Origin of the sequence: Delftia sp. WSY_22 (assembly GCF_043104185.1) — a bacterium.
Lineage (GTDB): Bacteria > Pseudomonadota > Gammaproteobacteria > Burkholderiales > Burkholderiaceae_C > Comamonas > Comamonas tsuruhatensis.
In genome coordinates this window covers 362,090-384,450 of sequence record NZ_JBICKN010000018.1, presented here as the reverse complement: position 1 = coordinate 384,450, position 22,361 = coordinate 362,090, and the positions used below count along the sequence as shown (strand labels likewise).

At 68.9% G+C, this 22,361-nt stretch carries 21 protein-coding genes; 7 read left to right on the top strand and 14 right to left on the bottom strand.

All coding sequences use genetic code 11. The annotated features are described in order from the left end of the window. Window positions 1-50 precede the first annotated feature (50 nt). Window positions 51-590 carry a DUF6886 family protein gene (locus tag ACF8NF_RS11590; protein ID WP_016451480.1) on the bottom strand — a complete coding sequence of 180 codons (540 nt, stop codon included), beginning with the start codon at window positions 588-590 and terminating at the stop codon, window positions 51-53. A 110-nt stretch (window positions 591-700) separates the two neighbouring features. Here ACF8NF_RS11590 and ACF8NF_RS11585 point away from each other — a divergent pair, with 110 nt between their 5' ends. Then, on the top strand, window positions 701-1,105 hold the full coding sequence (locus ACF8NF_RS11585; RefSeq protein ID WP_016446370.1) for a GFA family protein: 405 nt from the start codon (window positions 701-703) through the stop codon (window positions 1,103-1,105). Between the two features lie 11 nt (window positions 1,106-1,116). Continuing rightward, window positions 1,117-2,259 carry a DSD1 family PLP-dependent enzyme gene (locus ACF8NF_RS11580; protein ID WP_392450618.1) on the top strand — a complete coding sequence of 381 codons (1,143 nt, stop codon included), beginning with the start codon at window positions 1,117-1,119 and terminating at the stop codon, window positions 2,257-2,259. 75 nt (window positions 2,260-2,334) lie between these two features. Here the strand turns inward: ACF8NF_RS11580 and ACF8NF_RS11575 are convergent, their stop codons facing one another. Continuing rightward, window positions 2,335-3,342 (bottom strand): tripartite tricarboxylate transporter substrate binding protein, encoded by a 1,008-nt coding sequence (locus ACF8NF_RS11575; protein ID WP_267179130.1) that lies wholly within the window; start codon window positions 3,340-3,342, stop codon window positions 2,335-2,337. 203 nt (window positions 3,343-3,545) lie between these two features. Here ACF8NF_RS11575 and ACF8NF_RS11570 point away from each other — a divergent pair, with 203 nt between their 5' ends. After that, the gene (locus ACF8NF_RS11570; RefSeq protein WP_046985988.1) at window positions 3,546-4,445 is read left to right on the top strand and encodes a LysR family transcriptional regulator; all 900 of its coding nucleotides are present in this window, start codon (window positions 3,546-3,548) and stop codon (window positions 4,443-4,445) included. Window positions 4,446-4,479: 34 nt separating this feature from the next. On the opposite strand, the gene ACF8NF_RS11565 is transcribed toward ACF8NF_RS11570, so the two are convergent. Next, window positions 4,480-5,262, bottom strand: coding sequence for an IclR family transcriptional regulator C-terminal domain-containing protein (locus tag ACF8NF_RS11565; protein WP_016446366.1), 783 nt, complete (start codon window positions 5,260-5,262; stop codon window positions 4,480-4,482). 170 nt (window positions 5,263-5,432) lie between these two features. On the opposite strand from ACF8NF_RS11565, the gene pobA reads away from it, so the two are divergent. The 3 genes from pobA to ACF8NF_RS11550 all read left to right on the top strand — a co-directional run bounded on the left by pobA (window position 5,433) and on the right by ACF8NF_RS11550 (window position 8,059). Continuing rightward, a complete protein-coding gene (gene pobA, locus ACF8NF_RS11560; protein ID WP_392450617.1) occupies window positions 5,433-6,608 on the top strand; it encodes a 4-hydroxybenzoate 3-monooxygenase in 1,176 nt (391 codons plus the stop codon). Between the two features lie 131 nt (window positions 6,609-6,739). Then, window positions 6,740-7,522 carry a 2OG-Fe dioxygenase family protein gene (locus tag ACF8NF_RS11555; protein ID WP_043791151.1) on the top strand — a complete coding sequence of 261 codons (783 nt, stop codon included), beginning with the start codon at window positions 6,740-6,742 and terminating at the stop codon, window positions 7,520-7,522. Between the two features lie 99 nt (window positions 7,523-7,621). Next, the gene (locus tag ACF8NF_RS11550; protein ID WP_016446360.1) at window positions 7,622-8,059 is read left to right on the top strand and encodes a universal stress protein; all 438 of its coding nucleotides are present in this window, start codon (window positions 7,622-7,624) and stop codon (window positions 8,057-8,059) included. A 90-nt stretch (window positions 8,060-8,149) separates the two neighbouring features. Here the strand turns inward: ACF8NF_RS11550 and ACF8NF_RS11545 are convergent, their stop codons facing one another. The 7 genes from ACF8NF_RS11545 to rpoN all read right to left on the bottom strand — a co-directional run bounded on the left by ACF8NF_RS11545 (window position 8,150) and on the right by rpoN (window position 17,618). After that, a complete protein-coding gene (locus tag ACF8NF_RS11545; RefSeq protein ID WP_223275325.1) occupies window positions 8,150-8,704 on the bottom strand; it encodes a bacteriohemerythrin in 555 nt (184 codons plus the stop codon). A 60-nt stretch (window positions 8,705-8,764) separates the two neighbouring features. Then, on the bottom strand, window positions 8,765-9,748 hold the full coding sequence (locus tag ACF8NF_RS11540; RefSeq protein WP_016451487.1) for a tripartite tricarboxylate transporter substrate binding protein: 984 nt from the start codon (window positions 9,746-9,748) through the stop codon (window positions 8,765-8,767). Between the two features lie 254 nt (window positions 9,749-10,002). Further along, window positions 10,003-11,280, bottom strand: a complete 1,278-nt coding sequence (locus ACF8NF_RS11535) for a Zn-dependent hydrolase (protein ID WP_392450616.1) — start codon at window positions 11,278-11,280, stop codon at window positions 10,003-10,005. A 93-nt stretch (window positions 11,281-11,373) separates the two neighbouring features. Continuing rightward, entirely contained in the window at window positions 11,374-15,213 is a 3,840-nt protein-coding gene (locus ACF8NF_RS11530) for an ATP-binding protein (protein ID WP_392450615.1), read from the bottom strand. 333 nt (window positions 15,214-15,546) lie between these two features. Beyond that, on the bottom strand, window positions 15,547-15,741 hold the full coding sequence (locus ACF8NF_RS11525; protein ID WP_016446355.1) for a hypothetical protein: 195 nt from the start codon (window positions 15,739-15,741) through the stop codon (window positions 15,547-15,549). Window positions 15,742-15,790: 49 nt separating this feature from the next. Continuing rightward, entirely contained in the window at window positions 15,791-16,099 is a 309-nt protein-coding gene (locus ACF8NF_RS11520) for a hypothetical protein (RefSeq protein ID WP_047216897.1), read from the bottom strand. Window positions 16,100-16,283: 184 nt separating this feature from the next. Further along, window positions 16,284-17,618 (bottom strand): RNA polymerase factor sigma-54, encoded by a 1,335-nt coding sequence (gene rpoN, locus ACF8NF_RS11515; RefSeq protein ID WP_017404821.1) that lies wholly within the window; start codon window positions 17,616-17,618, stop codon window positions 16,284-16,286. Between the two features lie 233 nt (window positions 17,619-17,851). On the opposite strand from rpoN, the gene ACF8NF_RS11510 reads away from it, so the two are divergent. After that, entirely contained in the window at window positions 17,852-19,471 is a 1,620-nt protein-coding gene (locus tag ACF8NF_RS11510; RefSeq protein WP_392450614.1) for a hypothetical protein, read from the top strand. A 92-nt stretch (window positions 19,472-19,563) separates the two neighbouring features. Here the strand turns inward: ACF8NF_RS11510 and ACF8NF_RS11505 are convergent, their stop codons facing one another. From ACF8NF_RS11505 to ACF8NF_RS11490, 4 genes are all read right to left on the bottom strand, one after another. Further along, window positions 19,564-19,707: a hypothetical protein gene (locus ACF8NF_RS11505; protein ID WP_349335670.1), complete on the bottom strand. Its 144-nt coding sequence runs from the start codon at window positions 19,705-19,707 to the stop codon at window positions 19,564-19,566. 44 nt (window positions 19,708-19,751) lie between these two features. Continuing rightward, window positions 19,752-20,030 carry a GlsB/YeaQ/YmgE family stress response membrane protein gene (locus ACF8NF_RS11500; RefSeq protein WP_016446350.1) on the bottom strand — a complete coding sequence of 93 codons (279 nt, stop codon included), beginning with the start codon at window positions 20,028-20,030 and terminating at the stop codon, window positions 19,752-19,754. Window positions 20,031-20,100: 70 nt separating this feature from the next. Continuing rightward, window positions 20,101-20,628 carry a hypothetical protein gene (locus ACF8NF_RS11495; RefSeq protein ID WP_016446349.1) on the bottom strand — a complete coding sequence of 176 codons (528 nt, stop codon included), beginning with the start codon at window positions 20,626-20,628 and terminating at the stop codon, window positions 20,101-20,103. A gap of 95 nt (window positions 20,629-20,723) precedes the next feature. After that, complete coding sequence (locus ACF8NF_RS11490; RefSeq protein ID WP_016451495.1) at window positions 20,724-22,319, bottom strand: sigma-54 dependent transcriptional regulator; 1,596 nt, start codon at window positions 22,317-22,319, stop codon at window positions 20,724-20,726. Window positions 22,320-22,361: the final 42 nt, after the last annotated feature.

Sequence of the window (22,361 nt, the reverse complement as noted above, 5' to 3'; positions counted from 1 at the left end):
TTTTTGCCTACGTGCTTGCCCATGGTTGCCGTCGCCGTGGCGTCCGGCGCTCAGGCCCAGCTGGCCGCATTGCGCAGCCGTATGCCGCTGGCATGCAGCGAGCTGTCCCAGACGCCGCGCAGCGGCTGCAGCGAATCGACGATGCGCAGCTCGGTGCCGCATTCCGCTAGCGCTTGCGGCAGATCGACCAGCAGGTCCCGGCGCAGGGGCTGCACGGCCTGCCGGCTCACGTACATGCCGGCGTCCTCCAGGCTTTCAAACGTATCGGCCGGCAGCTCGTACCGGTGTATCCGGGCCGCTTGCAGGCGCGCGGCCCAGGCGGTCTCCACATAGGCCACGGCCAGCGCTCCATCGGGCAGGGCGTTCAGCCATTGGGCCCTGTCTTCGCTGGTGCTGTGCTCGTGCGGCCATATGACGATGCGCGGGCATTCGCGCGGAAACAGGTACAGCCGCTGATGCGTCTGTGCGATGGCCCACACCAGGGGGCCGTTGAGCCACTCCTGTCCCTGGCGGCGGGGGGCCGCCTTCAGGACCGGGCGGGGTTGGAACTGCCGGATGTCCCCGTCTTCGCTGAAATGAAAAAGTCGCATGGCGCGCAGTGTAGGGCGCGGCGATTTGCAGGCGGCCCGCCATCCCCTATGATGCGCGACACCTGTGAATAATCCCAGGTACTCGCAACCCACGGAAAGGTCCATGCACCATGAACGGTCACTGTCTTTGCGGCGCTGTCAGCTTTGTCTCTCCCCAGGCCCGGGAAATCGGGGCCTGCCACTGTGGGTACTGCCGGCGCTGGGGCGGTGGCCCCATGCTGGCGGTGCATTGCGGGCCCGATGTGAAGTTCGAGGGCGGCGAGCACATAGGCACCTATGCCTCCTCCGAATGGGCCGAGCGCGCCTTCTGCAGGCAATGCGGCACGCACCTGTACTACCGGCTGCACGCCACGGGCGAGTACTTCGTGCCGGCCGGCGCCTTCGAGTCGCAGGACTTCGAGCTGGCCACGCAGATCTACATCGACAGAAAGCCCGGCTACTACGACTTCGCCAACCAGACGCCGACCATGACCGAGGCCGAGGTCATCGCCCAGTACGCGCCCCCGCAGGAATGAGGCACAGCACCATGCCCTTGCACGATGACGCCAGCGGCCTGGCACTGGAGCCTGCCGCACGGCCCGGCGATCCGCTCGATCGCATCGACACACCCAGCCTGGCGCTGGACCTGACGGCCTTCGATGCCAACCTGCGCGCCATGCAGGACTGGGCCGACCGCCATGGCGTGGCGCTGCGCCCGCATGCCAAGGCGCACAAGTGCCCCCAGATCGCGCTGCGCCAGCTGGCGCTGGGCGCGCGTGGCATCTGCTGCCAGAAGGTGAGCGAGGCCGTGCCCTTTGTGGCGGCCGGCGTGCGCGACATCCTGATCAGCAACGAGGTGGTGGGACCCGCCAAGCACGCGCTGCTGGCCCGGCTGGCGCGCACGGCGCGCATGGCCGTGTGCGTGGACAACGCGGCCAACCTGGTGCAGCTGTCCGAGGCCATGTCGCAGGCGGGCGTGGAGATCGACGTGCTGGTCGAGGTGGACGTGGGCCAGGGCCGCTGCGGCGTCACGGGCCCCGAGGCCGTGCTGGCCCTGGCGCGGCAGGCGCGTGACCTGCCGGGCCTGAATTTCGCGGGCCTGCAGGCCTACCACGGCGCGGCGCAGCACCGGCGCAGCCGCGAAGAGCGTGCGCAGGCCTGCCAGGAGGCTGCGAGCCGGGCGGCGGCCTGCGCGCAGCTGCTGCGCGACAACGGCCTGGCCTGCCACACCATCACGGGCGGCGGCACGGGCAGCGTGGAGTTCGATGCGGCCAGCGGCGTCTACACCGAGCTGCAGCCGGGCTCCTATGCCTTCATGGATGGCGACTACGGCGCCAACGAATGGGGCGGGGCGCTGGCCTTTCGCCGCAGCCTGTTCCTGCTGTCCACGGTGATGAGCACGCCCGCGCCGGACCGCGTCATCCTCGATGCGGGCCTGAAATCCACCTCGGCCGAATGCGGCCCGCCCGCCGTCTACGGCACGCCGGGCCTGCGCTGCGTGGCCATCAATGACGAGCACAGCGTGGTATGCGTGGAGCCTGGCGCCCAGGCGCCCGCCCTGGGCAGCGTGCTGCAGCTGCTGCCCTCGCACGTGGACCCGACATTCAACCTGCACGACGAGCTGGTGCTGCTGCAGGGCGGCACGGTGCACGCGCTGTGGCCGATTGCGGCGCGCGGGATGTCGCGCTGAAGACGGCATGAAAGAAGCCGCCGGCCTTGCGGCGCGGCGGCTTTTTTGCGTCTGCGGCCTGCTGTGGCCTGTGGCTTACAGCTCGATCTTGGCGCGGCGGATCACGTCGCCAAAGCGCTTGTTCTCTTCGACGATGAAGGCCTTGAACTCTTCGTTCGTGGGGAAGTAGTTCTCGTAGCCGAAGGTCTGGAACTTGGGCTGGATGTCGGGCTCGCGCAGGGCCTTCATGGTGTCCTGGCGGATCTTCTCGACCACGGCCGGCGGCGTGGACTTGGAGACGGCAAAGGCATTCCAGCCGGTGACCACGGCATCGGCCGGGCCGCCGGACTCGGCCACGGTGGGCACGTCTTCATAGCCCTTGAGGCGGTGGGGCGCCAGCACGGCCAGAAAGCGCAGCTTGCCCGAGCGCATCAGCGGGCCGGCCGTGCCCGAGGAGCCCAGCGCAAAGGCCAGCTCGCCCGTGGCCACGCTGGTGTACAGCTGGCTGGTTTCCTTGTAGATGACGTGTTCCATCTTGGTGCCCGTCAGCGACTCCAGCAGGGCCGAGCCCAGGTGCACCGGGTTGCCCACGGACCACGAGCCGTAGTTGAGCTTGCCGGGGCGCGCCTTGGCGTCGGCAATCAGGTCGGCCACGGTCTTGTAGGGGCTGTTGACCGGCACGCAGACGAAGAAGAAGGTGCGAAACAGCGGCAGGACGACTTCGAAGTCCTTGTCGATGCTGTAGGGCAGTTTCTTGAACAGGTGGGGATAGGCGGCCAGGTGGACGTTGTCCAGCTGGATGATGTCCGTGCCGTCGGTGGCGCCGCGCTTGAAGGCCTCGATGGCGATGAAGCCGTTGCCCCCCGGGCGGTTTTCCACGATGACGGGCTGGTTCCACAGGCGCGCCAGCTTGTCGGCCACCAGGCGCGAGGTGCCGTCCGGCCCGCCTCCCACGGGGAAGGGGTTGATGATGCGCACCTGCTTGGTGGGCCAGTTGGCGGCGGCACCCGACTGGGCACGCGCGGGTGCCAGGGCGCCCATGGCCAGGGCGCCAAGGGCGAGGCCCGCCTGGCGGCGATTGATGCGGAAGGCGCTGTCTTTCATGGTTTGTCTCCGAGTCGCTGTTGGGCTTGCTGGGGGGCTTGGTCCTATGCCGGCAAGGCACAGGCTGCTCTTGTTTTTACGCTCTCTTGCGGGAGCGGCTGGATCATCCAGTCGCCGCATTGTGTCAGTTCGTTGCAAAGCACCTAGCCGTGGCTGGCGCTAGCAGCTATAGCAAAATGGCATAAGTGAGGAGGCGAGAGAACATGAATTTGCAGCAGATAGAGACGTTCGTGCATGTGGCCGAGACCGGCAGCTTCAGCAAGGCGGCCGTGCTGCTGGAGACGGCCCAGCCCGCACTGAGCCGCCAGGTGCGGGCGCTGGAGACCGAGCTGCGCGAAACCCTGCTGATTCGCACCGGCCGCGGCGTGACGTTGACCGACGCGGGCCGCCGCCTGCTGGAGCACGGCCACGCCATCATGCAGCGCGTGGCGCTGGCCAAGGAGGATCTGGGCAGCCAGCGCGACGAGCCCGTGGGCCGCATCGTGGTGGGCCTGCCGCCCAGCCTGGCGCGGCGCCTGACGCTGCCGCTGATCGACCTGTTCAGCAAGGACATGCCCAAGGCCCGGCTGGCCGTGGTCGAGGGCTTTTCCATGAACATCGCCGAATGGCTGACCTCGGGCCGCATGGACCTGGGCCTGGTCTATACGCCCGAGCCGCATCCGCACATCGAGGTCACGCCCGTGCTGGAAGAGCGCCTGTGCCTGATCGGCCCGGCGCGCACGCTGGGCGGGCGCAGCAGCGTGCGCTTTGACGAGCTGTCGCAGTTTCCGTTGATCATGCCGCAGCACGGCCAGATCTTCCGCAAGCTGATGGAGGCCCAGGCCACGCTGTCCCAGGTCAAGCTCAACGTGGTCTGGGAAGTGTCCAGCGTGCCGGCCATCCTGGACCTGGTGCGCGGCGGCTACGGCTACGCCGCGTTGACCGACAGCGCCATGCGCAGCCACCTGACCGATGCCGAGCTGGTGGGCATTCCCATCGAATCGCCCCATGTGGTGAGCACGCTGTGCCTGGCGCAGTCGGCCAAGAAAAAGGCCACGCCGCTGATCCGCAAGACTTCTCTGGCCCTGCGCGAACTGAGCCGGCTGGTGTGCGCGCCGCTCTGAGCGGTTGCAGCGACGGCGGCAGTTCAGCCAGGCCTCAGAGCAACGGCCGCAGCTCCCGCGCCGCCTCCTGCAGCAGCGGCAGCAGCTCGGCCACCATGTCGGCCGGCGCCATGCGCTGGGGCGAGGTCACGATGTTGAGCGCGGCCACCGTGCGGCCCTCCATGTTGCGCAGCGGCACGGCCAGGGCCTGCACGGCCAGCTCATGCTCTTCCAGGGCCAGGCAGAAGTCCTGTCGGCGTACTTCGTCCAGCACGCCTTCGAGCGCTGCGCTGTCGGTGACCGTGTGGGCGGTCAGGCGCCGCAGGTCGTGCGAGGCCAGCCATTGCCTGAGCTCGGCCGCAGGCAGGGCGGCCAGCAGCACGCGGCCCGTGGAGGTGGCGTGGGCGGGCAGGCGGCTGCCCAGGTGCAGGCCGTGGGCCATGAGGCGCTGGCCGCGCTCGTGCAGGGCGCTGCGCGCGACGATGACCACCTCGTGGCCATCGCGCACCACGCAGGAAAACGACAGCTGGGTCTGCGCCGCCAGCCGGTAGAGCACGGGCTGGACGATGCGCGGCAGCCGCGCCGAGGCAAGGTAGCTGCCCGACAGCCGCAGCACCTTGGGCGCCAGCCAGAAATGGCTGCCGTCCGTCTCCAGGTAACCCAGGTGCGCCAGCGTCAGCAGATGGCGGCGCGCGGCCGTGCGCGTGATGCCCGAGCGCTCGGCCGCCATGGTGGCGTTCAGGCGCTGGCGCTCGGTGTCGAAGCTCTCCAGCACGGCCAGGCCCTTGGCCAGTCCGGCGATGAAGTCATCGGGGTCGATGGGAAAGGGCTGGTTCATGGGCGGGGAGGGCGGGCATGCAGGTAGTGCGCGATTGTCGCGCAGATTGCGCGATCACCGCGCAACTCATGTGCCAGCCCCTCGTCTTTGCGCTGCCTCAAAACTAGTCTTGGGACCAGGCCATGGCATGAACCGGCCATGACATCGAACAACGCAACGGAGACAGATCAATGCGTACCCAAGTCGCCATCATCGGCGCAGGCCCTGCCGGCCTGCTTCTCGGCCAGCTGCTGTACCACGCGGGCATAGACAACGTCATCATCGAGCAGCGCAGCGCCGACTACGTGCTGGGACGCATCCGCGCCGGCGTGCTGGAACAGGTCACCGTGGACCTGCTGGAGCAGGCCGGCGCCGATGCCCGCATGCGCGCCGAAGGCCTGCCGCACGACGGCATCGAGCTGCTGTTCGGCGGCCAGCGCCACCGCATCGACCTGCACGGCCTGACCGGCGGCAAGCGCGTCATGGTCTACGGCCAGACCGAGGTCACGCGCGACCTGATGGAAGTGCGCGCCGCCGAGGGCCTGGCCACGGTCTACGAGGCCGCCAACGTGCAGCCCGTGGGCTTCGATGGCGACAGCCCCGTCGTGCGCTATGAGAAGGACGGCCAGGTCCATGAGCTGCAATGCGACTTCATCGCCGGCTGCGACGGCTTTCACGGCATCTGCCGCGCCAGCGTGCCCCAGGACAAGGTGCGCACCTTCGAGAAGGTCTACCCCTTCGGCTGGCTGGGCCTGCTGTCGGACACGCCGCCCGTCTCGCACGAACTGATCTACGCCCAGACCGAGCGCGGCTTTGCACTGTGCAGCCAGCGCAGCGCCACGCGCAGCCGCTACTACCTGCAGGTGCCGCTGACCGAAAAGGTCGAGGACTGGAGCGATGAAGCCTTCTGGAACGAACTGCGCCTGCGCCTGGACCCCGAGGCACGCGAGCGCCTGGTCACCGGCCCCTCGCTGGAAAAGAGCATTGCCCCGCTGCGCAGCTTCGTGACCGAGCCCATGCGCTTCGGCCGCCTGTTCCTGGCCGGCGACGCGGCCCACATCGTGCCGCCCACGGGCGCCAAGGGCCTGAACCTGGCCGCCTCGGACGTGGGCTACCTGTCCAGCGCCTTCGCGCAGTACTACCGCGACAAGGCGCCCGAAGGCATCGACGGCTACTCCGAGCAATGCCTGCGCCGCGTCTGGAAGGCCGAGCGTTTTTCGTGGTGGATGACCTCGCTCATGCACCGCTTCCCCGACGCGGGCGGCTTCGACACCAAGGTGCAGGAGGCGGAACTGGACTACATCGTCAACTCCCGGGCAGGCTCGACCTCGCTGGCGGAGAACTATGTGGGGTTGCCGCTGGTGTGAGGGCCGGCGTGGGGCCCCGGGCGCCGCCGAGGCTGCGCCCGCATTGATGCGCGCCTGTCGCCACAGCATTGCGCAAATTTGCAGCCCGCCTCGCCCGGACGGGTGCGGGCGAGGAGTAAGCTTGGCAGGTTATGGCGCACATCACGTTTCCCCCTCCCTATATCGCTCCCCAGAATGCAGCGCAGTCGCTGCGCGACGCAGGCTACGCGGTGCTGCGCCCCGATGAATTCGCGGCCTGGGCGGGCGTGTCCTTGACCGAGCTGCATGCGCTCGATGCCGACTGGGCCCAGCTGCCGCCCGATGCCTTTCTGAAGGACGGCGGGCGCTACCGGCGCCGCCGCCATTCCTGCTTCATCGCGGGGCAGGACGGGCTGCAGCAGGTGGAGCACCGCGCGCACTGGCAGCCGGTGGAATACAACGCCCTGCATGGCGGCATGCTGCGCATGTTCGATCCCATGCGCGATGCCACGGCGCAAAGCGCCACCTGGAGCCGCCTGCTGCTGGCGCTGGCCGGCCTGTCCGACCAGGTGTTCTGCGCCCAGGGCGATGATGTGCAGCACGAGCGCTGGTTCATCGAGTCCCACCAGTTCCGCATCGACACCACGGACGGCATTGGCCGGCCCACGCCCGAAGGCGCGCACCGCGACGGCGTGGACCTGGTGGCCGTGATCCTGGTCGGGCGCGAGGGCGTGAAGGGCGGCGAGACGCGTATCTTCGAGGCCACGGGCCCCAGCGGCCAGCGCTTCACGCTGACCGAGCCCTGGTCGGTGATGCTGCTGGACGATGCCCGCATGATCCACGAGACCACGCCCATACAGCCCGAGCAGCCGGGCGGTGTGCGCGATACCCTGGTGCTGACCTATCGCCGCCAGGGTTTCCAGGGCTCGGAGCTGACGCGTCGCCGCAAGGATTGATGCAGCTCAAGACGCTGGCGCATGATGGGCGCACACTTTGGTTCATCGACCCGGCCGCCCCCGATTCCTGAGGGCGGCCAAGCACAAAGGAGAAAACGCATGTTCAAGCACATCCTGGTTCCCGTGGACGGCTCCAACAGCTCGATGCTGGCGGTCCACAAGGGCGTGGAGCTGGCCAAGGTCTTTGGCAGCACGCTGACGGCGGTCTACGTGGTGGACCCCTATCCGTTCACGGGCGTGGGCGCCGACTTCGCCTACGGCCAGTCGCAGTACCTGAGCGCGGCCACGGCCGAGGCCAACACCACGCTGGACGCCGTCAAGAAGATCACCGACGAGGCCGGCATCACCGCCACCACCGTGGTGGGCGAAGGCCATGCGGTGCACGAAGGCATCGTGCGCGTGCTCGAGAGCACGGGCGCCGACCTGATCATCATGGGCTCGCAAGGCCGCCGTGGCCTGGAAAAGCTGATGCTGGGCAGCGTGACCCAGCGCGTGCTGGGCGCCGTGCGCGTGCCGGTGCTGGTGGTGCGCGAGTAATCACCGGACCGCTCGGCCCTTCGCCGGGTGAAACGTCAACGGCTCCTTCGGGAGCCGTTTTTATTGGTGCGCTGCAGGGGGAGAGGGCGATCAGCGATTGAGCAGCCGTGCCAGCCAGCCCTTTTTCTTGCGCTGCAGTTCCAGCTCCTGCAGCACTTCGTTCTTGAGCCTTTCCTTCTCGGCGGCAGGACTGGACTCGCGCGCCATGCGCAGATAGGCCTTGGCCGAGTCCACGTAGCCGGTGTCTTCGTTGCGGATGTGGTTGAACAGCCAGCGCGAGAGCATGCCGTGCAGCTCGGCGGCCACGTCCTCGCCGGCATCGAAGCGGGTCTGCATCTCGATCACGCGGCGCGTGAACAGCTCGTGCACCTTCTTGTGCGGGCCGGCGAACATGTAGCCGGCGCTCTCGATCAGGCTTTCCTCGAACACGAAGTGCGAGACGGTGTAGTCGATCATCTCGCCGATGACATCGCCCAGGGCCTCGCGGTCGGGCGACGAACGCAGCTCGTAGAGCTTGTTGATGTAGTCGACGATGCGGCGGTGCTGCCTGTCGATCTCTGCAATTCCGGTGTCCAGCTCGGGGACCCAGACCAGCAATGCCATGGCGTTCTCCAGGAATTCGATGATTTCCGGAGAAGTATTCACGGGACTGTCACATCGCCCCTTGATGCAGATCAGTCTGATCTGCATCAAGGAGACGCGGCGTCACTCGATCTTGGCGCCCGAGGACTCGACGATCTGCTTGGACTGCTTGAAGTCGGCCTGGAACATCTTGTCGAAGTCGGCCACGGTCATGGACTGGGGCTCGGCGCCCTGGGTCTGGATGGCGTCGCGCACTTCGGGCATGGCCAGCAGCTTGTTCACTTCGGCGTTGACCTTGGTCACGATGGCCGTGGGCGTGCCCTTGGGCATGAACAGGCCGTACCAGGTGCTCACGTCAAAGCCCTTGAGGCCCGATTCGGCCAGCGTGGGCGTGTCGGGCAGCGAGGACGAGCGCTTGGCCGAGGTCACGGCGATGGCGCGCAGCTTGCCGGCCTTGATCTGGCCGATGGCCGAGGGCACGGAGGACACCAGCAGGTCCACGTTGCCGGCCAGCGCATCCATCAGGGCCGGGTTGGAGCCCTTGTAGGGCACGTGCACCAGCTGGATGCCCGCCGCTTTCTCCAGCAGCACGCCCGAGAGGTGGATGCTGGTGCCATTGCCCGGCGAGCCGTAGGTCACCTTGCCCGGGTGCTGCTTGGCAGCGGCCACGATGTCGGCCAGGGTCTTGTAGGGCGAGTTCACGCTGGTGGCGATCACGATGGGCGTGTAGGCCACGTGGGCCACGGGCACCAGGTCCTTGACCGGGTTCCAGGGCAGGTTCTTGTAGAGGTAGGGGCCCAGGACCACGTTGTCCTTCTGGCCCATGACCATGTCGTAGCCCGTGGGCGCCGCCTTGGCGGCCTCGGTGATGCCGATGGTGCCGCCTGCGCCCGCGCGGTTGTCGGGCACCACGGTCCACTTGCTGACTTCGGTGAGCTTGTTGGACACCACGCGCGCGAGGATGTCGGTGCCGCCGCCGGGCGGGAAGGGCACGATCATGCGCACGGGCTTGTTCGGATAGTCGGCCGCCGCGCCTTGGGCGGCTGCGGAAAAGCTCAGGCCCATGGCGGCGGCCACGGCGGTGCAGGTGATCAGTTGGCGGAACATGAAAGAAGAAACTCCAGGGTCTGATGGGGCGGTGCAACCCTCTCGCAGCGGACCGGCAGCGCCGGGTCGCCCATGCGGTGGGTTGTCGATGATCGGGGAGGGTGGTTCCGCCATCTTGCATTGGGAAACCCGCTATTTGGGCGGATTTCCGCAATCTGTGCCACAGGGGCTTCCACCAAGGAGCAGCTTGTGCCTGCTCCAGAGGGAAGCGGGCTATTTTATGCCGCCTTGGTGCCTGGCCGCAGGCCAGGCGCTCAGCCCTGCGCCAACTGCCTGTCCAGCACGCGCACCGTCTCGTACAGAACCCGGGTGCCGTCCAGCAGCTGGGACGGCTCTATCCATTCCTCGGGCGCGTGGCTGCGGCCGTGGAGGCAGGGGATGAAGATCATGCCCATGGGGCCGGTGGGCGCCATGTAGACGGCGTCATGGCCGGCGCCGCTGGGCATGCGCATGTGGGCGTAGCCCAGGTTGTCGCAGGCCTGCTCCACGCCCTGCATGACCAGGCCAGCGCAGTCCGTGGGCTGGGAGCGGCTCACGTCGGCCATCTCGGCACGCACGCGCAGGGCGGCCAGGCCGGGCAGGACTTCGGCCAGCAGTTCCTCGGGGAAGCTCTCCAGCACGCCGGCGTGGTCGCTGCGCACTTCCATCATCATCTCGACCAGGCCGGGCACGGCATTGGAGGCATTGGGCGTGAGCGAGAGCCGGCCCACGGTGGCCACCACATAGTGGGGCTGGCCATTGAGCGCAGCGGCCTTGCGGTTGGCCGCATCGATGATGCGCGCCGCGCCCACCAGCGCGTCCTGTCGGATGTCCATGGGCGTGGTGCCTGCGTGGTCGGCCTGGCCGTGCACGGTGAAGCCCACGCGGCGTATGCCCACGATGTTCGTCACCACGCCAATGGGCAGGCCGCGCTGCTCCAGCACCGGGCCCTGCTCTATGTGCAGCTCCACGAAGGCGGCCGTGCCGCCGGCGCTGCGCAGCGGGCGGTCCAGCGCCTCGGGCCGTGCGCCGATGCGCCGCATGCCTTCGGCCAGGGTTTCGCCTTGCGGGTTGCGTGCCGCCAGCATGGCGGCGTCCAGCTTGCCCGACAGCGCGCGGCTGCCGATGCAGGAGATGCCGTAGTCGCTGGGCTCCTCGGACAGGAAGTCGATCACCTCGAACGGGTGCTGCAGGGCGATGCCGTTTTCATGCAGGCAGTGCGCCACCTCGATGCCGGCCAGCACGCCGATGATGCCGTCGAAGCGCCCGCCCATCATCACGGTGTCGCAGTGCGAGCCGGTGGAGATGGGGGCGCGTTCTGCGCCGCCCGCAGCGGCCTGGGCAGACGGCAGGCGGCCGACCAGATTGCCGCCTTCATCCAGATGCACCTGCATGCCCGCGGCCGCGAACTCGGCGCGCAGCCAGGCGCGGGCCTGGTCGAACTCGGGCGAGAAGGCGCGGCGGGTCCAGGGCCGGTCGGGCAGGGTGAAGGTGGACAGGGTCTGGACACGGCGCCAAAGGCGCTCGGCATTGATGGGGGGCAGGGCGGTCATGGGTCTCGGTGAGTTCTGCGGCAGGCGCGCGAGCCGCGCAGGCAGCGCAGGCAGGCTGGGCGAAGCGGGGATTGTCGCGCGCAAAGGCGGTGCTCATGCAGACGTGCGCAGGCTCCTGAGCAGCCGCTCCAGCGTGTCGAAGCTCACGGGCTTGACCAGGTGGTGGTCCATGCCGGCCTCGCGCGATCGTCTCAGGTCATCCTCCTGCCCCCAGCCCGTGAGGGCGATCAGCAGGACCTGGTCGCGGTCCTGCCGGGCGCGGATGCGGCGCGCAACTTCCAGGCCGTCCATGCCGGGCAGGCCGATGTCCAGCAGCACGACGTCGGGCCTGAAGGCGTCGTGCATGGCCAGCGCGCCGGGGCCGTCGCGGGCGATCTCGACCTCGGCTCCCAGCAGCCCTAGCAGCATGGACAGGGTGTCGGCGGCGTCCGCGTTGTCATCGACCACCAGGATGCGGCCGAAGGCTGGCGCATCCCCGGACTGCGCGCCTGCGGCCGGGCCGGGCAGGGAGGGCACATCGGCGGGTGCATGGGCGGATGCATCGGCAGGTGCATGGGCCGGCAAGGGCAGGCGCAGCCGCAATTCGCTGCCCTGGCCCGGACCTTCGCTGAGCGCCTGCACGCTGCCGCCGTGCATCTCCACCAGGCTGCGCACCAGTGTCAGGCCGATGCCCAGGCCCCCCTGGCCCCGGCGGCCGCCGCGGTCCACCTGCATGAACATGTCGAAGATCCTGTCCAGCAGCGCGGCGGGGATGCCTATGCCGTCGTCACGCACGGAGATCACGGCCTGCGCACCCTCTGCCCAGGCCGCCAGCACGACGTGGCCGCCGGGATCGGTGTACTTGGCGGCATTGTTGAGAAGGTTGGTGACCATTTGCGCCAGCCGCACGGGGTCGGCCGGCAGAAGCAGGGTCTCGGCGGGCAGCTCCAGCCGAAGCTGGTGGCCGCCGGATTCCATGACCGCATGGCTGGCCGCCGCCACGCCTTGCAGCACGTTGTTCAGGTCCACCACCTCCTTGCGCAGCTGGACCTTGCCCGTGGTGATGCGCGAGACCTCCAGCAGGTCGTCCACCATGCGCACCATGTGGTTGACCTGGCGCTCCAGCATCTCCTGGCTGCGGCGCGCGCTGTCGTCGCCATGGACGGTGCGCTTGAGGATTTGCAGGCCGTGGCTGATGGGTGCCAGCGGATTGCGCAGCTCGTGGGCCAGGGTTGCCAGGAACTCGTCCTTGCGCCGGTCGGCCTCCCTGAGGTGCTGCTCGGCGCGCTTGAGTTCGGTGATGTCCTGGATGACGGAGCAGGTGCCCACGAGCTGCCCGCCGTCATCGCGCAGCGGAGCGGCGCTGACGCGCATCCACCATTCGCGGCCCTCGTCGTCGGTGTGCAGCATCTCCAGCCCCGGCATGACCACCTCGCCGCGCAGCGCGCGCCTGCCGGGCCAGTTCTCGGGCGGTATGGGCCGGCCCTTGTCGTCCCAGCCGCGCCAGCGCTGCACGCGGTCGGCAAGGGTGGACGGGATGGCGCGCGGGACGAATCGGTCCATGAGCGCATTGCTGAGCACCATGGTGCCGCCCATGTCGGACACGCCCACGCCCGCCGGCATCTGGTCGATGATGGCGCGCAGCCTTTTCTCGTTGGCGCGCAGGGCGGCATGGGCCTGCTCGCGCACGCGCTCGAGCTGCAGCAGCGAGGCGACGCGCGCCAGCAGCTCGCGCGCCGAAAAGGGCTTGACCAGGTAGTCGTCCGCGCCTGCGCGCAGGCCTTCGACCTGGGCCTCCTGGCCTGCACGCGCGGACAGCATGATGACGGGGATGGAGCGCGTGGCCTCGTCGCTGCGCAGCGCATGCAGCAGCTCGAAGCCGTCGAGCACGGGCATCATCACGTCGGCAATCACGAGATCGGGCCGCTGGCGCCGGATGCAGTCCAGCGCGGCCCGGCCGTCGCCCGCCACCTCCACCTCGTACAGCGGACGCAGCAACTGGCCGATGTAGCCGCGCATGTCGGCGTTGTCGTCGGCGCAGACGATGCGCGGCCGGGGGCCTTGCGGTTCGGCACCAGCCGGCACGCCGTGCGGGGCGTGCGGGGCGTGCGTGGGCGATTCGCCCGGCACCCACTGCCGCGTCTCGTCCACGAGCTGGCGTGCGGCCGGGGCGCCCGCGCCGTGCCCCGGCGGCGGCGGGGTTGACGGTGACGCGATGGGGTTCACCTGTTCGGCCGGCAGGTGCGCGCTGCCCTTGGGCAGCCGCACGGTGAAGCGGCTGCCCTCGCCCTCCGTGCTGGTGACCGTGATGGTGCCGCCATGCAGCCGCACCAGTTCCTGCACCAGGGCCAGGCCGATGCCCGTGCCCTCGTGCGTGCGGGCTGGCTTGCCCGGAATGCGGTGAAAGCGCTGGAAAAGATGGGGCAGGTGCTGGGGCGCAATGCCCGAGCCGGTGTCGCTGACGGACAGCTCCACCGCAGGGCCCGCGTCGTGCAGCGCCACGGCGATCTCGCCCTGCAAGGTGAACTTGAAGGCGTTGGACAGCAGGTTGAGCACGATCTTTTCGTACATGTCCTGGTCCACGTAGACCGGCCCTTGCAGTGGCGGGCAGTCCACGCGCAGCCGCAGGCCCGCCTGCTCCATGGCCGAGCGGAACACGCTGGCCAGCTCGGCCGTGGCGCGGGCCAGGTCCGTGGGCTCGTAGCTGGCCTGCATGCGCCCGGCCTCGATGCGCGCGAAGTCCAGCAGGGCGTTGACCAGCTTTTGCAGGCGCAGCGCGTTGCGGTGGACCATCTGCGCCTGATCGGGCGGCAGGTGGCCGCCGTGCTCGCGCAGGGCATCGTCCAGCGGCCCCAGGATCAGCGTCAGCGGCGTGCGCAGCTCGTGGCTGACGTTGGAGAAGAACACGGTCTTGGCACGGTCCACCTCGGCCAGGGCCCGGGCGCGCCGCGCTTCCTGCTCATAGGCCACGGCGTGCGCGACAACGCCGCCCGTGTGGCTTGCCACCATATCGAGGAAGGCGCAGTACTCCGCATCCAGCGGGCGGCGCGGGCTGACGCCCAGCACCAGCACGCCCGAGGCCTGGCCGTCGCCCGACCAGCGAACGGGCACGATGCGCGCCAGGCGCGAGGGTTCGGGCCAGGGGCCGCCAGGCAGGGTCAGGCCCAGCTGCGCCAGGTCCACGTTGGCCGGCTGGCCCGATTGCACGGCCTGGGCCAGCGGCCAGGGCGCGGGGTCGGCCGCCAGGTCGGTGTCCATGCCGGTGGAGCACAGTAGCTGGAAGGCCGGGGGAGCGGTGTCTGCGCTGCCTGCATCCGGGGCGGCCTGGCATTCGTAGATGATGGCGAAGGGCACGTCGTAGGGGTTTTCATCCAGCACGGCGCAGACCTTTTCGCCCGCGTCCTTGGCACTGCGCATGTCCAGCGTGCGGATGCCCAGGCGGTGCAGCGTCTCCAGGCGCCGCCGGCTGACGATTTTCTCGGTGGTGTCGGTGCAGGGACAGAACACGCCCTGCACGGTGATGCCGTCATCGGCCAGGATGGGGCCGTAGGTGAAGGTGACGAAGACCTCTTCCTGCGGCAGCTCGCGGTCGAAGAAGTAGCGCGCATCGGTGGACCAGGTGGCCTGGCCCGTGCGCAGCACGCCCTCCAGCATGGGGCCGATGTCGTCCCAGATCTCGCTCCAGCATTGCGCGCCGGCCTGTCCCAGCGCCTTGGGGTGCTTGCTGGTGCCCAGGAAGGGAATGTAGGCGTCGTTGTAGATCAGCCGGAAGTCATCGCCCCACCAGATGATGATGGGAAAGCGCGAGCCCAGCATCAGGCTGGCGGCGTTGCGCAGGCTTTGCGGCCAGCTCTGCGGCGAGCCCAGGGGCGTGCCCTCCCAGTCGTGGGCGCGCACGCGTGCCGCCATTTCGCCGCGCTGCGGCAGGAATCCAAAACTGTCTTCTGAATTCACGGGTTCTCCCACGGGATTGCCGACTTCGCGGGCCGGCCTGTGTCGTTGATCCAGGCGCCGGGGCCGCGGGGGCGGCGCAGCTATCGCGAGGCGGATTGCGCTGCAGGTGCGGCGCCTCGCCTGCGGGCGCTCTTGCGGGCAGCGCAATGCGCTGCTTGCCGGCCCCGGCCGCAGCCCGATTGCCTGCCGCCGCCGCTGTCCTTGTCCACGGTGGCCCACAGGCGCCTTTCGGCCTCTTCATGGCCTGCGCCGCGCGATTCGTGGCTGGGCACTATGTGCCGGGCCTGGCGTTTTCGCTCATGGGTATCGGTGGATTTGTCTCCTCGGGGCATGTCACTCTCCCTTGCGGGTCTGTTCCTGCTCGGGCGCGGGCGGCAATTCTATGGGGGGCGCCGTGGTGGGGGGATCTATCGGCTCGGGTCCGCGCGGGCGGCCGGGCTGGCGGTTGGGATCGTCGGGTGCCACGGGGTCGTTGGGCGTGGTCGGCACCTGGGGAATATTGGGTGCGTGGGGCAGGGGGTGGTTCATGGCTGCTGCTGTCCTGAGGGGAAGGGTTGATACAAGTGCGCAGGCGGGCTCAGCGTGGCGCGGTGGTGGCGGGTGCGGTGGCCGGATCGGCCTGCGGCGGCGTCATGGACGGCGCGGCAGGTGCGGCAGGTGCGGCCGGCGAGGCAGAGGAGGTGGGTTCTGTCGCTGGCGTTCCGGTGGCGCTGGGCGCATCCAGCCGCCCCCTGGGTGCCATGAAGTTGAACATCAGCACCAGGATCAGTGCGACGGCGGCCGTGAGGGCGGCGATGCGCAGCGGCCAGCGGCCATCGCGGATGTGGTTGTTCTCGCTGCGCTGGCGTTCGAGGGGGGCGTGCACTCTGCGGGGAGGGGTGTCCATGGCGGTCTCCTTCAATCCATGAGCCTTCACCTTAGGCCGGACGGCGGCCTGCAACTGTCGGACAAGGCAGGACCTGGGGGAGCGACAAGCCGCTGCACGGCAGTGGGGCTTGGCAGGACACACCGCCACGGGCAGCGGCGCCAAGGGCCATCGCAAGGCCGCGGCCGCGACGGCAGGTGCCGTGTCAGCCGTGGCGCCTGCGCCGGTCGGCCGGCGCTATGCGCAGCAGCTGGCGGTACTTGGTGACGGTGCGGCGGGCCACGACCAGGCCCTGGGCGCCCAGCTGGCGTGCGATATCGACGTCGGACAGGGGCCGGGCATCGGATTCGGCCGCGATGATGTCGCCGATCAGCTCGCGGATGGCCGTGGCCGAGCAGGCGCTGCCGCTGGCACTGAGCATGGGGCGCGAGAAGAAGTGCTTGAGCTCGAACACGCCCGTGGGCGTGGCCATGTACTTGTTGTTGGTCACGCGCGAGACGGTGGATTCGTGCACACCCACTTCCTCGGCAATTTCGCGCAGCACCAGCGGCTTCATGGCCATGGCGCCGAACTCCAGGAACAGCTCCTGCTTTCGCACGATGGCCCGGGCCACGTCCAGGATGGTGGAAAAGCGCTGCTCCACATTGCGCACGGTCCAGCGCGCGTCCTGCAGATGGTCGGCCAGCTGGGCCTGGCCCGTGCAGCGGTGGCGCTGGAACAGCTGCTCGTAGACGCTGTTCAGTCGCACGCGCGGCACGACGGCGGGGTTCAGTTGCACATTCCAGCCGCTCGGTCCCCTGCGCACGATCACGTCGGGAACGATGTAGTCCACGCGCGTGGAGCCGAAGCTCCAGCCAGGCCTGGGGTTGAGGCGCCGTATGGCATCCATGGCCTGCACGATCTGGGCCGCCGGCACCTGCAGCGCCTTGGCCAGCCGCGGCACGTCGCGCGCGGCCAGCGCGTCCATGTGGTGCTGCAGCAGGGTCTGCGACAGCTGGCGCAGCGTGGCGTCGGCCATCTGCGGGCATTGCAGCAACAGGCATTCGCCCACGCTGCGCGCGGCCACGCCCGCCGGATCCAGCGATTGCACCAGTCGCAGGGCGATGAGCATTTCCTGCGCATCGGGCGCCGGGCTGAGCGCCAGCAGGCCGGCCAGCTCCTGCAGGTCCGTGCGCAGATAGCCGTCGTCGTCCAGCGATTCCACGATGGCGCGCGCCATGCACAGGTCGCGTGGCGTCATGGCCGTCACGTTGAGCTGGCCGTGCAGGTGCATGGCCAGCGTGGTTTCGCAGGCAGCCGTGTCCATGGCGGAGCCTTCCGCGTCAACGGCCTGGCGCGCGCCCAGGTGCATGTCGGCCACCCACAGGTCGCGGTCATCTGCGGGCTCGGCATCTTCCAGGAATGGGTTGTCCTCCATCTTGCTGCGCACCATCGCGGCAAAGTCCAGCGAGGACATCTGCAGCATGCGCACCGCGTGCTGCAAGCGCGGGGAAAGCGTCTGGGACTGGCGTATGTCCGCCTTGAGGTGCATGGAACCCATCTCGTCTCCTTGTTGCGATGGCCACAAGGACGCAACGTTCATGCCCCGATCAGCGTGGCGAATCGTCTGGATACACTTTGGGCACGAAACCTGCTGCGTACTTGCTGCGCAGAAGGCACAGGGGCCCGGGGTTCGGCCGTCGCTGCGGGTATCGGCTTTGCAACAGCAGGGCCGCTCAAGGCGCCTGCGGTAAAAATTTCCGCTCGGGCGCAAGGTTTTCTGCAAACTTTGCCATGTACCAATCCACCGGTTTTCACACGGTCCCGCCGCCGGGAACCCTCAATGCAGTCCCGCAAGGCGGGGCGCGCGGCGCCGCACGCGGGCCATCCATGTCCATGCGCCTGAGACGGGCCCTGTTGCTTCTGGCCTTGCTGGTGCTTGTGCTGGCTGCCTCGTCCTGGCTGCTGTTGCGCGCCTATCAATCCGGGCACGCGGCGCAGGAGCAGGCCGTTCGCATCGCCAGCATGGCCGCGGCCCGCCTGCTGGACAGGCAGGAGCCACGCGCTGCCAATGCCGAGCAGGCGCTGGCTGCCGTCCAACCGCTGCTGGAGGCAGGATGGTCCGGCTTTCTGGTGGACAGCGCGGGCCGTGCGGTGCCGGCCGGCACGGCTGCGGCAACGGGTCAGCCTGCCTTGCCCGCTGATTTCAGCGAGCGCCTGGCTTCCAGCCTGGCGCACGGCTGGCTGGATGTGCCCGATGCGCAGGGCGGCACCCTGCGCGTTTTCTTCAGCAGGACGGCCCAGGGCTGGACCTGGGTGAGCTGGGTTCCCTGTTCCGCGCTGGATCCGGCGTGTTCCCCGCTCCTGAGGGGCGTGATCTGGGCGGCGATCGTGTTGTTTGCGCTGGCCGGCCTGGGCCTGGCGGGGCTGGCCCTGCGTGGCAGGGCGGACCCGATGAGGCCGGCCCGGCGCAGCCAGGCCGGCGGCGCACCGGGGGAGCGGGACAACGAAGCCGGCGAGGCCCATATCCAGAATGAGCGCCTGCAGGTGGTCGGCCGGCTGGCAGGCCGCTTCTCCCATGAGTTCAACAACCAGCTCGGCGTTCTGAGCAACAGCGCCTATCTGATTGAGCGTCGTTCGGAGGACCCGAACCTGCGCCTGCCTGCACAGGCCATGCTGCGTTCGGTGGACACGGCCAGCCGGTTGACACAGCAGCTGCTGCGCTTCGGGCCGCGCCACAGCACGCATGCGCTGGTGGTGGATCTGTACCGCTGGTTGCCGGGGGTGCGGGGCACGCTGGCCGTGGTGCTGGGAAAGCGCGTGGCGCTGGAGGTGGCTGAGCCCGCCGAGGCCAGCCCGCCGGGCCAGCCGGCCGCGCGCCTGGGCGTGTATGTGGACCCTGACGAGCTGGAGCTGGCGCTGATCAGCATTTTCCTGTCCGTGCGCGAGGCCTTGCCCGATGGCGCCCGCGTGCGCATGGCGGCACATCCCGTGGGCGGACATCTTGCGGCATCGGCCGCCAAGGGCGAGCAGGTGGAGATCCGCATCGAGGCCGTGGCCCACTGGCAGGGCGCCGGGCCGGGGCCGGAGGGGGCGGGTCCGGGCGAATCGGGCGCTGCGGGCGAAGCGGGCGAAGGGGGCGAAGCGGGCGTAGTGGCCGCAGCCAGCGCCGAGGCGCCGCAGCGGCCGCAGGAATCCCGCCCCGGCGTGCGCTTGAGCGACGCCGATGCAGATGCCTCCTGCGGCCTGGCCCTGGCGCGCCGGCTGTGCCTGGCTGGCGGTGGCGTGGCGTGGGCCGAGGGCGGCAGCGGGGGAGGCGACGGCGATGGAGCCAGCGGCGGCCTGGCCGTCTCGCTGGTCCTGCCGCGCGTGCCCATGGCGGCGCAGGATTGTCTTGCGCAAAGCCTGGACTGAGCTGGCATTCGCGGCCCTGGAAACAGGACTGCGCGCCGGGGCGCGCAGTCAGCAAGCAGGAAAGTCGAAAAAGAGAGGAGGGCCGAGCCCGGTCAGCGTGCGAGGCGCGCGATCAGCAGCCCCGCCGCCAGCGCCGTGGCAATGGAGCGCAGCGGTTTCTTGCACACGGCGCTGCCATGGCGGGAGAGGTCGGTGCTGCCAGCGGTACTTCTGGTCTGGAAGGGATCTTTGCTCATGGAGGCTCCTTTCCTGCAAGTCAATGGCCCGTGGCCGGGCCGGCTCAGTGGCGCATGCGCGGTTTGCACAGGTTGAAGATGGCCAGCAGCGCAACGGCGCTGGCCATGGAAATGAAGATGGACATGGATGTGGCCGGCACCTGCGCCTGCGCATCCATGGCCGAGGGCGCCAGCAGCGGCGCCAGCAGCCAGCCGCCCAGCAAGGCGCCGATGGCGCCTATTGCCACGTTGAGCAAAATGCCTTGCTGGGCCTGGGTGTTCGTGACCATGCTGGTGATCCAGCCGATCAGCCCGCCCACCATCAGCCAGATGAGGAAATCCATGGCATCGCCTTTGACAAAAGTTGCAGTTGAATATCAATGGCAATCGGCGTGCCTGCCAGTCGCAAGCGACTCAGCGCTCCGGTTGCGGGGTGCCGTTGCCCCGGGCCGGCGCAGGGCGGATTTGTGCACGCTCGGCTTCGCGGCCTGAAGGTGTCTGGGCGTCCAGGCCCCGGTCGGGCGACTCGCTGACCTGGGGCAGATCGGCGGCGTGTTCTATCAATTCCTCGATGATGAAGCGGCCGTAGAGCTGTGCGCGCTCGGCGCCGGCGGCCTTGAGGGCATCGGCGGCGTTGCGTGCGGCCTCGTCGCTGTCCACCCGTACCACCAGCCAGTGGTAGCCGCGCTCGGCCAGGGCCTGGTGGGCCTTGACCAGATTGAGTTCCTGGCCCACGGCGGCCACGGGACTGGCCTGTCGCAGGTCTTGGTCGATCTGGGCCAGCATTTCCCGGTCGGTGTAGCGCCGTACGTCCTGCTCGGGCAGGTTCAGCGCCTGCAGCGCCGCCATGCCGTCATCGGCCTGCGCAGCCGTGGGAAAAGAGACCACCATGTGGCCCACGGGCTTGAAGACACCGTAGGCGCGGGCAGGAGAGGAGTCCATGGGCTTGTCCTTGGTTGCTCAAAGGTGCTTGCAGGGTGGCAAGCAGCGTGCCCGCAAGGCAACGGCAGCAGGTGCTGTGCGCGTCTGCGCACGTGTCAGCCGGGTTCGGCGTCCGTCCTGTCCTTTTTGCCGCCCGCATAGTCCTTGAGCCGGTTGTACAGCGTCTTGAGGCTGATGCCGAGCACGGCGGCCGTGCGTTCCTTCTGGTACTTGCACTGCTTGAGCGTGGCCTGGATCAGCAGCCGCTCGGCCTGCGCCATGGTCATGCCGATGGGCAGCTGTATGGTGGCCGGCTCCATATCGGGCAGGTCGTAGGCGTCGCCTGCCGCTCCGTGGTCGGCGAACGGATGCACGGCGACAGGCGCGGCCTGCGCAGTGGGCGGCAACTGCGGGGCGTTGGCGGCCAGCTGTGCAGGCACGGATGTGTGCACGGATGCGTGCAATGACACCGGCATGGGGGCGGGCTGGGCAATGGCCACCGGTGGGCGGGGCAGCCATTCGGTGCCTACCTGCGGGCCGGGCTCCATGACGTAGGCACGCTGCACGGCATTGCGCAGCTCGCGCACATTGCCGGGCCAGCTGTGCTGTGCCAACTGCCTCAGGGCCGACGCCGTGAACTGCTTGGTCTGGCCCTCTCGCTGCGAGATGGCCTGCAGCAAGTGCTGGGCCAGCAGCGGGACGTCGGACAGGCGCTCGCGCAGCGGCGGCAGCTCGATGGGAAAGACGTTCAGCCGGTACAGCAGGTCCTCGCGCAGCCTGCCGCTGGCCACGGCCTCGAAGGGGCAGCGGTTGGTGGCGGCGATCACGCGCACATCGGTCTGCAGCGTCTGGGTGGAGCCCACGCGCATGAAGCGGCCGGTCTCCAGCACGCGCAGCAGCTTGACCTGCAGCTCCATGGGCATTTCCGTGATCTCGTCCAGGAACAGCGTGCCCGTGGCCGCGCGCTCGAAAAAGCCCTGGTGCTGGCGGTCGGCGCCCGTGAAGCTGCCCTTTTCGTGGCCGAAGATCTCGCTTTCGATGAGATGCGGCGAAATGGCGCCGCAGTTCACGGCAAGAAACGGGCGGCTGCGCCGCTGGCTCAAGTCGTGCAGGGTCTGCGCCACGACCTCCTTGCCGGTGCCGCTCTCCCCCGTGAGGAACACCGTGACCGAGGTGCCCGCCACGCGCTCCATCTGCTGGTACAGGCGCTGCATGGGAGGCGATTGACCCAGGAGCCGGCCAAAGCGGCCTTCCTGCGCGCAGTAGCTGCCAGCGGGTGCGCAATGGTCTTGTGCCGTGATCTGATCGGAGGCCGGGCCTGCGCCGTTGCGGCTGTCCGCGCCCGACAGGCCCGGCGTGGGGATGAGAAAGCGCGAAAGAATGTCCTCGAGCCGGCCTATGCCCACGGGCTTGACCAGATAGTCCATGGCGCCTCGGCGCAGGGCTTCGATGGAGGAGTCCAGGCTGGCATGGCCGGTCACCAGCACGATCTGCGAGTCCTGCGGCACTTGCCGGTCGCCGAACAGGTCCATGCCGTTGCCATCGGGCAGCTGCAGGTCCAGCAGAACCAGGCTGGGCGGCTGCATGGCCATCTGGCGGCGCGCATCGCGCAGGGTGTGGGCCACGGCGACCGAAAAGCGGTCCACGCCCACCAGTTCGCGCATGGTGGCTGCCGAGTCCGCGTCGTCATCGACGATCAGCACGTGGTTCATTCCATGGCCTCCAGAGCTGCTGGCCGCAGCCTGTTTTGACAA

Bases quoted from the DNA above. Each gene is read 5' to 3' on its own strand.
- ACF8NF_RS11590 (WP_016451480.1), bottom strand. From the start codon at position 590: ATGCGACTTTTTCATTTCAGCGAAGACGGGGACATCCGGCAGTTCCAA.
- ACF8NF_RS11585 (WP_016446370.1), top strand. From the start codon at position 701: ATGAACGGTCACTGTCTTTGCGGCGCTGTCAGCTTTGTCTCTCCCCAG.
- ACF8NF_RS11580 (WP_392450618.1), top strand. From the start codon at position 1,117: ATGCCCTTGCACGATGACGCCAGCGGCCTGGCACTGGAGCCTGCCGCA.
- ACF8NF_RS11575 (WP_267179130.1), bottom strand. From the start codon at position 3,342: ATGAAAGACAGCGCCTTCCGCATCAATCGCCGCCAGGCGGGCCTCGCC.
- ACF8NF_RS11570 (WP_046985988.1), top strand. From the start codon at position 3,546: ATGAATTTGCAGCAGATAGAGACGTTCGTGCATGTGGCCGAGACCGGC.
- ACF8NF_RS11565 (WP_016446366.1), bottom strand. From the start codon at position 5,262: ATGAACCAGCCCTTTCCCATCGACCCCGATGACTTCATCGCCGGACTG.
- pobA (WP_392450617.1), top strand. From the start codon at position 5,433: ATGCGTACCCAAGTCGCCATCATCGGCGCAGGCCCTGCCGGCCTGCTT.
- ACF8NF_RS11555 (WP_043791151.1), top strand. From the start codon at position 6,740: ATGGCGCACATCACGTTTCCCCCTCCCTATATCGCTCCCCAGAATGCA.
- ACF8NF_RS11550 (WP_016446360.1), top strand. From the start codon at position 7,622: ATGTTCAAGCACATCCTGGTTCCCGTGGACGGCTCCAACAGCTCGATG.
- ACF8NF_RS11540 (WP_016451487.1), bottom strand. From the start codon at position 9,748: ATGTTCCGCCAACTGATCACCTGCACCGCCGTGGCCGCCGCCATGGGC.
- ACF8NF_RS11535 (WP_392450616.1), bottom strand. From the start codon at position 11,280: ATGACCGCCCTGCCCCCCATCAATGCCGAGCGCCTTTGGCGCCGTGTC.
- ACF8NF_RS11525 (WP_016446355.1), bottom strand. From the start codon at position 15,741: ATGAACCACCCCCTGCCCCACGCACCCAATATTCCCCAGGTGCCGACC.
- ACF8NF_RS11520 (WP_047216897.1), bottom strand. From the start codon at position 16,099: ATGGACACCCCTCCCCGCAGAGTGCACGCCCCCCTCGAACGCCAGCGC.
- rpoN (WP_017404821.1), bottom strand. From the start codon at position 17,618: ATGGGTTCCATGCACCTCAAGGCGGACATACGCCAGTCCCAGACGCTT.
- ACF8NF_RS11510 (WP_392450614.1), top strand. From the start codon at position 17,852: ATGTACCAATCCACCGGTTTTCACACGGTCCCGCCGCCGGGAACCCTC.
- ACF8NF_RS11505 (WP_349335670.1), bottom strand. From the start codon at position 19,707: ATGAGCAAAGATCCCTTCCAGACCAGAAGTACCGCTGGCAGCACCGAC.
- ACF8NF_RS11500 (WP_016446350.1), bottom strand. From the start codon at position 20,030: ATGGATTTCCTCATCTGGCTGATGGTGGGCGGGCTGATCGGCTGGATC.
- ACF8NF_RS11495 (WP_016446349.1), bottom strand. From the start codon at position 20,628: ATGGACTCCTCTCCTGCCCGCGCCTACGGTGTCTTCAAGCCCGTGGGC.
- ACF8NF_RS11490 (WP_016451495.1), bottom strand. From the start codon at position 22,319: ATGAACCACGTGCTGATCGTCGATGACGACGCGGACTCGGCAGCCACC.